The organism is Bacillus sp. GW823-FHT06B01 (assembly GCF_058952315.1).
Map to the genome: position 1 here is coordinate 377,279 of NZ_JBXAHR010000005.1, position 14,955 is coordinate 392,233.

The 14,955-nt window shown below is 35.2% G+C and carries 18 protein-coding genes; all 18 read left to right on the forward strand.

Features of this window, described 5'->3' with window-relative positions; all coding sequences use genetic code 11:
- The first annotated feature begins 9 nt into the window (after nt 1-9).
- The 18 genes from phaZ to AC1Q8N_RS23595 all read left to right on the forward strand — a co-directional run bounded on the left by phaZ (nt 10) and on the right by AC1Q8N_RS23595 (nt 14,926).
- A complete protein-coding gene (gene phaZ / locus AC1Q8N_RS23510) occupies nt 10-927 on the forward strand; it encodes an intracellular short-chain-length polyhydroxyalkanoate depolymerase (protein WP_116443062.1) in 918 nt (305 codons plus the stop codon).
- A 61-nt stretch (nt 928-988) separates the two neighbouring features.
- Nucleotides 989-1,222, forward strand: coding sequence for a hypothetical protein (locus AC1Q8N_RS23515; RefSeq protein WP_098078214.1), 234 nt, complete (start codon nt 989-991; stop codon nt 1,220-1,222).
- A 114-nt stretch (nt 1,223-1,336) separates the two neighbouring features.
- On the forward strand, nt 1,337-2,533 hold the full coding sequence (locus AC1Q8N_RS23520; protein ID WP_404519655.1) for an MFS transporter: 1,197 nt from the start codon (nt 1,337-1,339) through the stop codon (nt 2,531-2,533).
- Nucleotides 2,517-2,717 (forward strand): NETI motif-containing protein, encoded by a 201-nt coding sequence (locus tag AC1Q8N_RS23525; RefSeq protein ID WP_000166305.1) that lies wholly within the window; start codon nt 2,517-2,519, stop codon nt 2,715-2,717. The genes AC1Q8N_RS23520 and AC1Q8N_RS23525 overlap by 17 nt, the downstream gene beginning before the upstream one ends.
- 307 nt (nt 2,718-3,024) lie before the next feature.
- Entirely contained in the window at nt 3,025-3,447 is a 423-nt protein-coding gene (locus AC1Q8N_RS23530; protein WP_098078218.1) for a hypothetical protein, read from the forward strand.
- A gap of 26 nt (nt 3,448-3,473) precedes the next feature.
- Nucleotides 3,474-3,779, forward strand: a complete 306-nt coding sequence (locus tag AC1Q8N_RS23535; protein WP_098078221.1) for a WXG100 family type VII secretion target — start codon at nt 3,474-3,476, stop codon at nt 3,777-3,779.
- A 22-nt stretch (nt 3,780-3,801) separates the two neighbouring features.
- A complete protein-coding gene (locus tag AC1Q8N_RS23540; protein WP_404519657.1) occupies nt 3,802-4,521 on the forward strand; it encodes a DUF5081 family protein in 720 nt (239 codons plus the stop codon).
- Nucleotides 4,521-4,847 (forward strand): hypothetical protein, encoded by a 327-nt coding sequence (locus tag AC1Q8N_RS23545; protein ID WP_001198193.1) that lies wholly within the window; start codon nt 4,521-4,523, stop codon nt 4,845-4,847. Before AC1Q8N_RS23540 ends, AC1Q8N_RS23545 begins: the two co-directional genes overlap by 1 nt.
- 33 nt (nt 4,848-4,880) lie before the next feature.
- Complete coding sequence (locus AC1Q8N_RS23550; protein WP_404519659.1) at nt 4,881-6,758, forward strand: ADP-ribosyltransferase; 1,878 nt, start codon at nt 4,881-4,883, stop codon at nt 6,756-6,758.
- Nucleotides 6,759-6,800: 42 nt separating this feature from the next.
- Entirely contained in the window at nt 6,801-7,580 is a 780-nt protein-coding gene (locus tag AC1Q8N_RS23555; RefSeq protein ID WP_048544637.1) for a hypothetical protein, read from the forward strand.
- Nucleotides 7,581-7,599: 19 nt separating this feature from the next.
- Nucleotides 7,600-8,313: a pentapeptide repeat-containing protein gene (locus AC1Q8N_RS23560; RefSeq protein WP_048544639.1), complete on the forward strand. Its 714-nt coding sequence runs from the start codon at nt 7,600-7,602 to the stop codon at nt 8,311-8,313.
- A 122-nt stretch (nt 8,314-8,435) separates the two neighbouring features.
- Nucleotides 8,436-9,263 carry an HNH endonuclease gene (locus tag AC1Q8N_RS23565; RefSeq protein WP_404519662.1) on the forward strand — a complete coding sequence of 276 codons (828 nt, stop codon included), beginning with the start codon at nt 8,436-8,438 and terminating at the stop codon, nt 9,261-9,263.
- On the forward strand, nt 9,260-9,748 hold the full coding sequence (locus AC1Q8N_RS23570) for an SMI1/KNR4 family protein (RefSeq protein ID WP_001233226.1): 489 nt from the start codon (nt 9,260-9,262) through the stop codon (nt 9,746-9,748). The genes AC1Q8N_RS23565 and AC1Q8N_RS23570 overlap by 4 nt, the downstream gene beginning before the upstream one ends.
- 615 nt (nt 9,749-10,363) lie before the next feature.
- The gene (locus AC1Q8N_RS23575) at nt 10,364-11,146 is read left to right on the forward strand and encodes a recombinase family protein (protein ID WP_098635548.1); all 783 of its coding nucleotides are present in this window, start codon (nt 10,364-10,366) and stop codon (nt 11,144-11,146) included.
- Between the two features lie 158 nt (nt 11,147-11,304).
- Nucleotides 11,305-12,540, forward strand: coding sequence for an IS110 family RNA-guided transposase (locus AC1Q8N_RS23580; protein ID WP_098079966.1), 1,236 nt, complete (start codon nt 11,305-11,307; stop codon nt 12,538-12,540).
- A gap of 77 nt (nt 12,541-12,617) precedes the next feature.
- The gene (locus AC1Q8N_RS23585; RefSeq protein WP_493521402.1) at nt 12,618-13,130 is read left to right on the forward strand and encodes an AHH domain-containing protein; all 513 of its coding nucleotides are present in this window, start codon (nt 12,618-12,620) and stop codon (nt 13,128-13,130) included.
- Nucleotides 13,127-13,621, forward strand: a complete 495-nt coding sequence (locus tag AC1Q8N_RS23590) for a hypothetical protein (RefSeq protein ID WP_000873545.1) — start codon at nt 13,127-13,129, stop codon at nt 13,619-13,621. The genes AC1Q8N_RS23585 and AC1Q8N_RS23590 overlap by 4 nt, the downstream gene beginning before the upstream one ends.
- A 585-nt stretch (nt 13,622-14,206) precedes the next feature.
- Nucleotides 14,207-14,926 carry a recombinase family protein gene (locus tag AC1Q8N_RS23595; RefSeq protein ID WP_493521398.1) on the forward strand — a complete coding sequence of 240 codons (720 nt, stop codon included), beginning with the start codon at nt 14,207-14,209 and terminating at the stop codon, nt 14,924-14,926.
- Nucleotides 14,927-14,955: the final 29 nt, after the last annotated feature.

Consider the following 14,955-nt stretch of genomic DNA (forward strand, 5'->3'; position numbering starts at 1 on the left):
TTAAATAGAATGGGGGAACTTGTGATGATTAAGCCTGCAACAATGGAGTTTGTTTCACTATCGAATGGAGAAACGATTGCGTATCAGGAAGTTGGAAGGCAAAATGCAGAAAGTCTTGTACTCATTCACGGAAACATGACATCGTCACAACATTGGGATTTAGTAATTGAAAAGCTGCAAGATCAATACCATATTTACGCTCTTGATTTAAGAGGATTTGGCCAATCAACGTATAATCAATCGATAGATTCATTACAAGACTTTGCAAGAGATGTAAAACTATTTATTGATCAATTAAAACTAGAAAAATTTTCATTAATGGGCTGGTCAATGGGCGGTGGTGTTGCGATGCAATTTACAGCGAATCATCCAACGTTTGTCGAAAAGTTAATTTTAGTAGAATCAGTGGGCATGAAGGGATATCCAATTTTTAAAAAAGATATTAACGGGCAGCCGATCGTATCAAGTTTAGTAAAGACGAAAGAAGAGGTCGCACAAGATCCCGTACAAATTGCTCCAGTACTAGACGCGATAAAAAATATGAATAAATTATATTACCGTACAATATGGAATTTATTAATATATACACATAATCAACCTGAACCGGATCGTTACGAAAAGTATTTAGATGATATGTTAACACAGCGTAATTTCGTAGATGTAAATTATGCGCTCATTACATTTAACATTTCGGATGAACATAACGGGGTTGTAGAGGGAAATAAGCAAATTCATCATATTAAAGCGCCGACACTTGTCATACAAGGTGACAGAGATTACGTCGTACCGCAAGTAGTCGGTGAGGAATTAGCAAAACATTTGCCGAATGCAGAGTTGAAAGTGTTAGAGGATTGCGGTCATTCACCGTTTATTGATTGTTTAGATGTATTTATAAAACATGTGGAGGATTGGTTAGAAGAGAAATAATCCCCGAAATGAGAAATGTTGCATATACTATAACATTTGTATGTAAAAGGGGAGAGTATTAATGCATAAACCATTTTTAATCGCTTATTCGCCATATAATCATCATATATATACAAAAATAATGATAGCTCCGATGTATATGCAAGTTTCACCAGCTGTAGTTCCTTTACAAATGCAATACCCGCAGCCACCAATTGCTAGTGCACAGCAATACGTGTATGAAACGGATTTTTATAAACATCCATATTTCAAGCAATTCCATAACAATGTGAAAGCACAAGTTTGGGAAGGATAAGAAGCTAAAAGAATCATTCTTTTAGCTTCTTTTTTTATTTTGAATATTCGTACACGCGTTTGAAGAAACAGTTTATAATGAAAGGTGGAAAGCGTGAGAAGGAGAGGGAAAGGGATGTCACTGCGTTTTACATTTTGGATTATGGTTGGGATTGTAGCAATCTCGGGTTTGTCACAAGGGATGCTCTTACCGGCCATTGCAATGATTTTTGAACAAGAAGGGGTTAGCTCAAGTATTAATGGTATTCATGCAACGGCATTATACATTGGGATATTAGTTATTTCGCCGTTTCTTGAAAAACCGATGCAAAAGTTTGGAATGAAGCCAATTATCGTTATTGGTGGGTTTCTCGTTATTATTTCATTATTCTTCTTTACACAAATTTTTTCATTTTGGGTATGGTTCGTACTTAGATTTCTAGTTGGAGTCGGAGATCATATGCTTCATGTCGGAACACAAACATGGATTACGACAACATCAGACCCAAGTAAAATAGGTAGACAAGTATCGATATACGGTGTATTCTTCGGAATTGGTTTTGCCGTCGGCCCGTATTTAGCAAGCACTGTGCAGTATGGTCTTGCAACGCCGTTTATTATATCTACTATACTTTGTTTAATAGGTTGGCTCCTATTACTTCCAACGAAAAATGCATTCCCAGCGCAAGATGAAAGAGAAGTGAAGAGCGAATCATCATTTTCTCGTTATAAACAAGTTGTTGGATTAGGATGGATTGCGCTACTGGGACCACTTGCATATGGCGTACTGGAAGCAATGCTAAACAGTAACTTACCAGTATACGCGCTTCGTAAAGGATGGTCTGTTTCAGAAGTATCCTTCTTATTACCAGCATTTGCAGTTGGGGGCATTATTACACAAATTCCGCTCGGGATATTGAGTGATAAATACGGAAGGGACCGTATTTTAACGTGGACGTTCAGCGTAAGTACGGGCATTTTCTTGCTGGCAGCCGTATTTGATCAATATTACTGGATCGTCTTTGCCTGCATGTTGTTAGCGGGTATGGTCATTGGATCGTGCTTCTCTTTAGGGCTTGGATTTATGACAGATTTATTACCGAGACACTTATTGCCAGCAGGTAATATATTATCTGGAATCGCCTTTAGTTTAGGAAGTATACTGGGACCTGTATTAGGAGGCGTATTTATAGAAAAAATACAGTATACAAGCTTTTTTATTGCGGTTATGATTATAATGGGAATTCTCGCAATGGTATATATGATCTACATGAAGAATCAATTCGCATCAAGAAAAATAGAAAGTAGGTTAGGGCATGACAAAACAACCTAATAAAAAGAAATTTGAAGTACTCGAAAACGAAACAATTACAGACTGCTTAGCACGTATGGAACAAGAAGGCTATGCACCATCTCGTCGTATGGAAGAACCAATCTTTCATGAAGTGAAGAAAAACGGCAAAACAGAAGTTGAACCGTGCGGTAGAAAGATTGTCTTTGAGGGGAAATTGAAGTAATCCGAATAGCAAATTCTCTTTATAGTATAGAGCCACCCAATTCATTTGAGTTGGGTGGCTTTTTTTAACTGACTAATGAAAGACTAGGCTAAACGATCTTCATTTGTAAAGGTAGTATAGATAGGAATTAACTACATAAAATTGAAGAAAAATGCGAAAGCTTTTTATAAAATATGGAAATGTTAAAACCCCTTTGATAAAATAGCAATATGCAAAAATAATTATTTATAAATTCTCAATGTAATGAATATTCATGTTTAAATATACGAATTTAACTACGTAGTTATTGTGCTAAAGGGGGAGAAAGATGTTAGATGAATTGTACAATGCTTTTTTAAATGCATCGGGTTTTACAGAAAGCGCGAGGAAACGAGATCGATATGATGATTTACATGATTATTTAAAAGATCAAGAAAGAGAGTTAAAACAATTCATTCAAGAGGCTGAATCAGCGAAAAGAGATTATGAGAGTAAAAGTAATGGCTTAGAAGCTAATAAAATTCCGGCAGTTGAATTTGAACAAAAACGTCATGAAAAGGATGAAGACTTACATACAGTATTATCCTATTTTAAAAGTGCATTAAGCGATGTTGGATCTGCAAAAAGTACAGCTTATGCAAAGTATTTGGAATATAAAGCGAAAGCAGAAGCGGAGAAAGCGTCAGCATACGCTGCAGCGAACAAGGCTTTTGAAGAAAAGAAAAAGGAATTTGAAAACTTTATCCATTAAGCATAAGAAGAATGGAGGGAATCCACATGAGTGGTAAAGAGGTTGAAATTATAGGAAGTAACACAGCAAGTGCCATTTCTTACGCGCAAAATATTGAAAATGGTATGAAGGATTCTTTAAATCAAGCGAAAAACTTAAAAGCGTACGTTACATGTGCGAACTGGAATGGAAAAACGAGAGATGCCTTTTTAAGTTATCTAGATTTAATCATTCAATATAACTCAGAAATGGTAGAGGCATTTGAAGGACATACGAAAGCTTTGAAAGAGTTAGAGAAAAGTATTCAAACGTATGGCGATATATCGGAAGTAAGGGCGATAAAAAAATTGTGATGGAGAAATGAGGGATAAAAGAATGAGAAAAGAAATGGTTTTTGCACCTGCTGAATTATATGTTCTCGCGGGTGCAGCTGGGGTTACGGATATATTTGGATTGCCAAACCGTGACGTAATTATTTTACTTGATGAAGAATGTGTCACGAAAGCAACTACGAGTTTAAAAGAAAAAGGCTTACTTACAAGTGAAAATGGAATTACCCCTGCAGCTTTTCAAATAATTGAGCTATTAAAGGAATATGAAAATTGTCATGAATACACGAGAATGAATAATGTATTAATTGGCTTTTTGAAAGATGATAAAGACCGAGTGGCTGTATTAACAGAAATAGAACCAAATAAAAAATACGAGATCGACTACATACCAAAGCCAGACGTATATTTTTCCTTATTAACACGCATCCCTTTCTTATTGAGAGAACCGAGGGACATAGAAGATACATTTTTCTCAAAGAGAATGACAGAAACAGAACAACAAACATTTGAGGAAAAAGATTTATCAAATAAAGATGTTATAGCGATAGAAACGTATAAGAGGCCTCGTAGTAATAGAGGAGGAAAATGGGAATGTTTCTTATATTTCACTGAAGGAGAAGATTACGTTCAAATAGATGTAGAACGTAATCGATATGACTGGGTGAGCCTCTATGCGGTGAATAAGAAATTGTATGACGTGTTAAAAATGCCGTATAAAAAATTAATTGACCCGAGACAATTTTCGTTAGGAGGTATTGAATAATGCAAGTATCAATGGGAGACGGTGGTTCTGGTGGTGGAGAAGAAGTATTAGTTAATTTTCAAGAACTACTTGATATAGTAATGAAATTAGAAGATATATATAAAATCCATGTAGACGTCATTGGAACGAATATTGAGAGTTTATTAAGCAGTGATTTTTATCAAAAAGGTGAAGCGATGAGAGTAATTGAAAAATATCCTGATATATTACACAAAACACTTGAATTTGCTGAACACTATTCTAGGTCGGCGAGACTTGTAAGGGTCGCATGTGTAGAAATGCTTGAAAAGGACGAACAATTACGTGAAATATTAAGTAAGTTGTAGAAATCACCATACGGCTGGGGGGATGAAAACGAAATGGATGTGAAATATAGACCTGAACCATGGCAAAACATGGGGGATGGTATGAATCGAATTACAAAAGATGCACTCATAAAATTACAGCGCGCAAATGAATTATTGAAAAAAATTGATGGAAGAATACGAGATTTAGACTCAGATGGCAGTATACATTTTAACCCAAAAGATCAATCGCAAAAAATCGGGGAATTACTTGATAGCTATTCGACATTACAAAGATATTGCGGAGAAGCAGGGCGATTGGTCTCTGAACATATAGATAAACCTTTTTTAGTAGAAATGGATAAATTCGCTCAAAAAATGAGAGATACATCTATTCTCAGTTTCGAAACAGATAACCGAATTGGCTCCACAACAACGACAGTATTACCAGATGCGCACGCAGGGTACGGAAGTGTACCACAAACAATAAAAACAAAAAAAGATAAAATAACAGTAGAAGATATTTTTAGAGATTCACCTGCATTTGATAACGTACTGAGAGAGGAATACAAAGAACTAAAAAAACAAAACCCAGATGCAAAATTAAATTATGAAGAATACAAGAAAGTAGTCCCATCCACACGAGGATTTGAATACAAATCGATAGAAGATGAACAGAAAAAACTAGAAATGGTGCGAGACATAGGAATAGGCGTAGGAATCATCATCACAACAATCCTTTGCCCACCACTCGGAACCGCTGCGGCAGTTGTATACGGCGCTGTACAAATCAAAAGTGGTATCGACGGAGAAGACTGGGGAACACACCGGAAATTGAGCCAAGAAGAGCGGGTAGGAAACATCATTTTTGGCGGATTAGACGCAATCCCAGTTGTTGGAGCAGTAGGAAAAGGAGTAAAAGCATTCAAAGACACGAGTGAATTGGCTGATTTAGCGAAATTATTAAAATACAAAGAAGGAATGCCTGGTTTTAATCCAAATTTGGGTGGAAATGTGGTACAATCGCTTAAGGAAAATAATCTATTAAAAAATTTAAAAATACAAGGCTGGAAAACCGTAGGTAAGATTAATGATGCAGACTACTTCATTAAAGGTCTAGTGGCAAAAGGTGTGGACTCCGTAACCCCATTCGCTAAAGGTGTAGAAATAATGCCAGATGGAAGTGTCGTTAGATCTGGAACGAACTATAGCGGGAAATTCCAAGAAGCCCATGATGCCTCAAAGGCGAGTATTCAGAGTAGGATCTCGAATTTGGAGAGTGGTGGGGTTAAGGGTACGGGTAGTAACGTAAACCCAAATAAAATTACGCTAACTCAGGAAAGAGAAAAATATTATCGAAAGAAAATAGATGAAGCTAAAGCGCGAGGAGATTATAAAGCAGCAGATGATATTAGATATGATCGTCATTGTGAAGAAACGAGACAACCTTTAGAGCGTAAAGATTGGGATGCTAGGACTGAAAATTTAAGAAAGAGCCAAGAGCGTGGAAGAGAAGAAGAAATAAAAGGGAGAAAAGCTTTGGGAGAACACCTAAATCGTACATTAGAGGACAATAACTCTGGCAAGGTTGTTACGTATACATCCAGTGAAGGGCATCTTACGCGTCCAGATAGTATAGGTCGTAATGCTAAGGATGAAATCGATTTAGTTCATGATCACAAACACAAAATAAGTGACAAAGAACACGTTATTCATAATGACAGTCAAATGCGTGCTGAAAGAGAGATGCTCGAAGATAAAAGTGGAAGTCATATTGTGACAATATCAAGTGATAAACCCGATTTGAATGGAATTCCTCCTCATCCAAGACCAAGTGGACCTTTAGCGAAGGAGAGTGACATTTTCTATACTGATCCGAATAGTGGTAAAGTGACACATAAGTGGGAAACACACCCAGATATCCCAGGTGGAGGTATATGGATAAAAATATAGATAAGTATGTAACTTTACTTTTTAGTATTAAGGGGGATTTAAATGAAACCTAATTATTTTACAATTGCAATGTATCCTACAGTATCGATTAATCAGGAAGAGATACTAGGTCGTCTTTTGGACGTGTTTGATTCGAATGAAAAATTTGCTCCTACTCATTGGGGTAACAGTGAAACCGTACGTGTAGAATATAATCGTGGGGAAATTCTTGAAAAGGTGATTTTGGAACGTAAAGTATCAGAAGTACACTTGTATCGTGATAAAGCAGTGCACTATAGAGGAAGCTTTAAAGTTAACTGGAGTCATAGGTCATATCTTGAGTTTGAGTTTCATAAATCAATACCTAAAAGTTTATGGTCTGCTTTTTTTGAGCTATCCGATCAAATCGCAGAAATTGTAAAACCACGTTTTGGGGTGTCGCAAATTTTTTGGAAAGCGTCTTATCCATGGAATACTGAACGTGAACGGTTACATATGTGGATGAATATGTCTGCCTTACCTATACCGGTAAGGTTTCTTCCTAACGGTCCTTTGGGGATAGGCGCTAGAACATATTTGAGTGGTCATATTTTAGACATGTTTGATAAGGAATTATTACTAAATAGCCCAGCTGTCGTATCAGAGCTGGATTGGGGTGGGATTTGTATAGATCTTTTACAAAATCCATTAGAAGCCGATATAGATATGTTACTTGATAGTTGGTTACATGTAATGAAATACTTAGAACCAGCTCAAGTAATGGCCATGCCAAGTTTTCATGAAAGTCGAATGGTTGTAACTTATTCTCCAAATGTTGCTTGGAAGGAGTATCTGGAAAGTTAAATGAAAGGAATTTTTAATCATGGATGAGAAAAATAATGATAGAATAAGAGTCATGGAAATATTAAATCAATCTCAATACAATGATGAAATTATAGATGGGCTAGATATGAGCAATTTAGACCTTACTTTTTCTGATTTGTCAGAGGTGATGGCAGAGGGTATCATGGCAAAACAAGTCCATTTAAGAGCTTCTTCACTAATGAGAGCATCGTTTTTTGATTGTGATTTTGAGTTTGCTGATTTCAGAAGCTGTAATTTAGAGGAAATACATATTGCAGATTGTAGATTTGGTGAAGCTAATTTCTCTAAAGCCAATATGAAATATGCAAAGGTAAATATAAGTAGTTGTTTTGAAACATGTTTTGATGAAGTTGATTTTTCATATGGAGAATTAGTTGGAACGATATTAAATCATGCTACTTTTCGACGAGCAAATTTATATAAAATAGATGCAAAACAGGCCGACTGTACGGGAACGGATTTCAGCAGCGCGAATCTTACAGAAGGCCATTTTGAAAAATCATATTTAGGAAATTCAAATTTATCAGAAGTAAATGCTAGAAATGCTGATTTTACAAACGCAGATTTAACAGGAGCAATCCTTTTAAATGGGAATTTCACGGATGCGAATTTTACCGGTGCTAAACTTGACAATGTAGTTTGGAAGGGAGCAAAGGTAGAAGGAGCCAAGTTTGACGAAGATGTTAAGGAACAAGTCTTAAAAATGATTTAAATATGATGGGAAGTATATACATTTAAGCACTCGAAAACCTATGATTGGTAGCGAGTGCTTTTTTCTTAGAGATATTAGAGATTGATAAATAAGTAAAAATCAATATAGATTATTTTTAAGGATTGTTAGATAGATTAAGTCGTGAATATTATATAATTGAAAAATTAGTAAAAGGTGTGGACTCCGTAACCCCATTCGCTAAAGGTGTAGAAATCATGCCAGATGGAAGTGTCGTTAGATCTGGAACGAACTATAGCGGGAAATTCCAAGAAGCCCATGATGCCTCAAAGGCGAGTATTCAGAGTAGGATCTCGAATTTGGAGAGTGGTGGGGTTAAGGGTACGGGTAATACTGTTCATAGATCTGAAATTGACGAAGTAATTAAAAATAATTACGATAAAGACGGAAATTTGATTAATAGATCAATTGTGCCTAAGGGATATGATAGTGTTGAAGATTTCTTAAAACAAGTAGATGATACTACTATCAAAGAATTTGGGTATGATAGTGTTGAAGAGTTTAAAGAAGTCGTGGGACTAACAGAAACATATTTGAATACTAAAACGAAAAATAATATATTAAATAAGCCTTTAGCAGGAGGAACACATGTGAAAAAAGGAGTAGATTTTGATATTTTAGGATTCCCAATATTTAAAGGGGACGATGTTAAATTTACAATGAGACTAGATAAGAATTTACATATTAGTCCAGATGAGGCACAGTTTAAGGAATGTACAAGGAAATTAAAAGAAGCGATTGATTCAGGCAAGATTCCAAAAGAATTGTTTTCTCCAGATCAATTAGCTCAAATAAATGCTGGTAAGGCAAGAATAAAAGGATTAACTTGGCATCACCATCAAGTCCCTGGCAAGATGCAATTAGTTATTTCAAAAGTACATAAAGTAAATCACTTAGGTGGAAATAAATTATGGGGAGATGGAATTAGATGAGAAAAGTAGAGTGGCAATTTGCTGATGCAACTGTAAGTGAAGATTTTGTAGGGGAAATTGGTAATGAAATAGGTGTTAAATTTCCAAACGATTATATAAAATGTGTAGCTGTGAATAATGGTGCTAATGTGGAACCAGAAATATTTAATGTGAATAATCATGAGAGAGTTTTTGGGACTTTATTATCTTTTGATGAAAATAGTGACGAATATATAGTTGAAGTATATAATGACTTTAGTGATACATTACCTAAAGAATTAATTCCATTTGCATTTGACCCAGCAGGAAATTTAATTTGCTTTGATTATAAAAATCATGAAGAAAATCCAATTGTTGTTTTTTGGGAACATGAAGATGCATGGGAAAAGGAAGCGCTGATGGAAAGTGAAGGGATTACGGCAGAAGAAGCAGAGAAAATCGCAAGAGAAAATGTATTTTACATTGCAGATACATTTACTGATTTTTTAAGTAAATTACACGATTAAAAAATATAATGATGAATGAAAAATAAATTTTATGTGAAGTGGATAGAAAAAATAATAGGGTGTTTGAAAATAGATACTCCATGATGGTTGTACCATCATAGAGTACTATGTACAATGATAGAATAGAAAACGAAGTACGAGCTTAGGCGATATGACATTTTACTGTGCGACGAATACAAAGACATGGAATGGACATAAAACTAACGAACTCGTACAAGCTCGTAATTTTTACTGTAGTAGTTGTCACGACATATAAAAGGTGTCATACTGTTGCCATAAAACTTACAAATTTAATGCTACTTAAAAACAGATGAACTTAAAGCACTTGATTGTCAACTAGAGGCAACAAGTGCTTTTTTGCGTTTTAGCGTAGAAATTTAAAAGAGCATTATAATTTTATAAGTGCATTAAGTGTTAAATTTTTATTGTTGTTTTATAGATTGTAATGGCTATGTACAGTGTACGACGATAGTAGAGGGAAAAATAAAGGGTTGTGTTATTTTTTGAAGTCATCGTAAAGTACGTTTTAACGGATGGACGTTATGCACACGTTATCCGCAAAAAACGGGTAAACGTTACAGGGATTGTAATTGCTGTAACGGGAAGGGACTCAATATGGAAGAGAAAGTAGTTGGTTATGTACGAGTTTCAACAGAAGGTCAAGTACGTGAAGGGTACAGCTTGGCGTATCAAGTAGAAGAAATTGAACGGTACTGTAACGAGAATGAATTACAACTGCTTCACATATACGAAGATAAAGGAATTAGCGGAGCGACAGTAGATGAAGATGGATTAACAGTTGAACGTGAAGGTTTACAAGAATTATTGTCAGATATGACATATCATCAAGTGAGCCACGTGATTGTACTAAATACATCTCGGTTATGGCGCTCTGATATGGCAAAAGTGTTAATACAACGAGAGCTAAAGAAATACAAGGTAGATGTGAAAGCAATTGAACAACCCAATTACAGTATATACACACATGACCCAAATGATTTTTTAGTAAATGGCATGTTAGAGCTATTAGACCAATATCAACGTCTCGAGATTGCGTTGAAGCTAAGTAGAGGCAGAAAGAAAAAAGCGGAACAAGGTGGATATGCAGGGGGCGGTGTGATGTTTGGTTATAGGGCAAACAAAGGACAAAAAGTGTTAGAAGTAGATGCTAGTAAAGCAATCGTTGTACGTAGGCTATTTGAGCTACGACACTTTTTTAAGCATTGGTCACTTACTCAATTGGCAGAGCGACTGAATACGGAAGGCTATCGTACAGAGAAAGGAAAGCTGTTTACGAAAGTACAAGTGAAACGCATGTTAGACCGAGAGAGTTTTTATCGAGGGATATATACATACGGGCAAATACAAGTAAACGGTAAACATCCAGCAATTATATAACAGTCGTACTTAAAGAAATCGCTCATTTTACTATATGTACTTATGAAATTATGAAAATGGATAGGCTTGCGTACCTATGCGCATCGGAAGATGAACGCTCGAACTAAGGTTGCCGACATTTTTATATATGACTAAATCATTGAATAGAGGGATGAGTTATGCATAATAGACAGAACTATTTGTATGTAGGAGTAGATTTACATAAGGAGCATCATACGGCTGTTATGATTAATTGTTGGCAAGAGAAATTAGGAGAAATACAATTTGATAATAAACCATCTGCATTTTCGAAGTTCTTATTAAAAGTAGAGACATATGTGTGTGATGGGATAACTGTTGTATTTGGTTTAGAAGATGTTGGCGGTTATGGAAGAGCATTAGCGAAATATTTAGTAGATCACGAACAGGTAGTAAAAGAAGTAAATCCAGCTTTATCATTTTTAGAACGAAAAAGTCAAGTGATGATACAAAAAAATGATAGTTGGGATGCGGAATGTGTAGCACGCATATTGATAAACAAATTTAATCAATTACCAGATGCAAAGCCAAACGATTTATTATGGTCAATACAACAATTGGTTTCAAGAAGGAATGCATTAGTAAAAGCACAAAGTGCATTAAAGAACCAATTACATATTCAATTAAACCACCATTATCCAAGTTATAAAAAGTTTTTCTCAGAGTTAGATGGAAAAACAGCATTAGCATTTTGGGAGCAATATCCGTCACCCTCTTGTTTAGAGGGGACGAATATAAAGCGATTAACAACTTTTTTATTAGATGTTAGCAACAATACATGTTCAGTAAAGAAAGCAAGCGACATATTAAAAGTTGTAAAAGAAGATGGACATACAATGAAGGAATATCAAGACACACGAGACTTTTTAGTAAGAAGTATTGTACGGGAGATTGAGTTTAAAAAGAAAGAAATGAAATACATCGAAAAAGAATTAAAACAGCTAGTAAATCTACTAGATTATCAATTAGAGACGATGCCGGGAATAGAACTTGTGACGGCATCAGCATTAATAGCTGAGATAGGAGATATAAGACGATTTCTAAATGCCAATAAATTAGCACGATTTGCGGGGATTGCGCCTGTTTACTTTGGTTCTGGTGGGAAAGGTAAGACACATAAAAGCAAACAAGGAAACAGGGCGTTACACGCTTTATTTTATAATTTAGCTGTACAGCAAGTGCAAGTAGCGAAAGGAAGTAAGTTACCTAGAAACCCAGTGTTTCATGCATACTATCAAAAGAAGCTTAAAGAGGGCAAAACCAAAGGACAAGCATTGGTATGTATTATGAGAAGACTTGTAAACATTGTATATGGCATGATGAAATATAAAACAGCTTATGAATTGCCGGTAGTGGAAGAAAAAGAAGTAGTTTAATAAGGTTTACATGGTTTGCTTTTTTATTGTGAGGGTTTAAGATTACAACATAGGGTACGGGTAAAGCTACTAGACTTATTCCAGGTCCCCCTGGAAAGGTTACAGGAGGTAGTTCTACAAAATTAGGGCAAAATTTATTGGAATCCATGGGGCTTCCACGTTCTGCATCACGGAAAGGATATCAGGCGCAACATATAATACCTAAAAATTTAAGAAATCATCCGGTATTAAAGAAAATTGGAATGGATATGGATCATGCTGATAACGGGATATTTTTACCGATACCAGCAAAAGATCCAAGTGCTTTGTCTAGGCATAGAGGATTTCATAGTGTATATAATAATGTGGTTAAAGATCAGTTAGATAAATTAAATATCAATCAAAGTATTAAGGAGTTGGAACAACAAGTATTTGAATTGCAACAAAAATTAAAAAAAGGTACAGAAAGTGGCTTGCCATTATACAAATCAAAGGTATTAGAAATTGGTATTGAGAAGTTTTACAAAACAAAATTAAATGAAGAAATAAAGATTTGGCAAAGAGGTGGCGGTGCTACTGAAGAACTTTGGGAAAGGTGGATAAATAAATGAAGTACGGAAAAAACACTCAATTAGTCGAAGAGGTTATTAATTTTATTACAAATTTACAACTTTTTCATAATGAAAACCTTCTAAATCGTGATGTTGTTATGGTTAATGAGTATGAAAGAGCACAAGAATTGGCATGGTCTCAAGATTTGGATGAGGTTGAAAACGTTTGGGAAGATATTAAATCCTCAGAAGGTGGGGAAATAATAGGACAATTATATGAGCATGATTTAAACTCTATGGAGCGTCCTATAAGGGAGATTATTCAATCATCTGAGAACTATCCAGGTGATTTTGTATTACAATATATTGATATTTTTGAAGAAATAATTGGAGATTTACATATGTGTGCACTAAATCGTTTAGTAAATGGAAAAGTTGATAATTTTTATGAAAGAATCTTTGAGGTTTATAAGCTTGGGGGATGGCCTTGTGGATGGGAAGGTGAATATCCACAAGGGAGAATAATTGTATATTCACCAGATAAAAAATAAAGTATATTTGTAGTGGAAAGAAAAACAATAAGTGGTTTAAAAGTAGAGACCCATGATGGTTGTACCATCATGGAGTATTACGTACAATGATAGAACAGAAAACGAGGTGCGAGCTTAGGTGAGATGACATTTTACCGAAAGATGAATATAAACGCATGGAAGAGACATAAAATTAACGAACTCGTACAAGCTCGTTAGTTTTAAATTAATATTTGTCACGATATATATAAGGTGTCATACTATTATTATAAAACTTATAAATTAAAGCTACTTAAAAACAGATGAACTTAAAGCGCTTGATTGTCAATTATGGCAACAAGTGCTTTTTGCATTTTAGAGTAGAAATAAGTTGGTAAACGTATAATTTTATAAATGTATTAAGTGTTAAATTTTATAAACTGTAGTGGCTTTGTACAGTGTACGACACTACTAGAGAAAAAACTATTGTAAAAATAAAGGGTTGTATTATGTTTTGAAGTCATCGTAAAGTACGTTTTAACGGATTTACGTTACGAACACGTTATCCGCAAAAAAACGGATAAACGTTACAGGGACTCAAATTACTGTAACGGGAGGGGATTTATGATGGGAAAGAAAGTAGTTGGTTACATACGAGTTTCAACGGAAGGACAAGTACGTGATGGGTATAGTTTAGTGTATCAAATAGAAGAGATTGAACGTTACTGTAACGAAAATAATTTAGAACTACTTCGTGTGTATGAAGATAGAGGATTAAGCGGAGCGACTGTTGATGAAGAGGGATTAACAGTTGAACGTGATGGACTACAAGAGCTATTGTCGGATATGGCGAAAGTATTAATACAACGAGAACTAAAGAAACATGAAGTGGATGTGAAGGCAATTGAACAATCAAGCTATAGTATTTACACACATGATCCAAATGACTTTTTGGTGAATGGCATGTTAGAACTATTAGACCAATATCAACGACTTGAAATTGCGTTGAAGTTAAGTAGAGGTAGAAAGAAGAAGGCTGAACGAGGTGGATATGCAGGTGGTGGCGTACTTTTTGGCTACAAGGCCAAAAAAGGACAAAAGGTGTTAGAAGTAGATGCTGGGAAAGCAGTAGTTGTACGTAGACTATTTGAGTTAAGACACATTTTTAAACATTGGTCACTTACCCAATTGGCAGAACAATTGAATGTAGAAGGATACTGCACAGCGAAAGGTAAACAATTTACGAAAGTACAAGTGAAACGCATGTTAGATAGAGAGAATTTTTATCGTGGCATGTATAAATACGGGAAAATACAAACAAAAGGACAACATGCAGCAATTATATAACAGTCGTACTTAAAAAAATCGCTCATTTT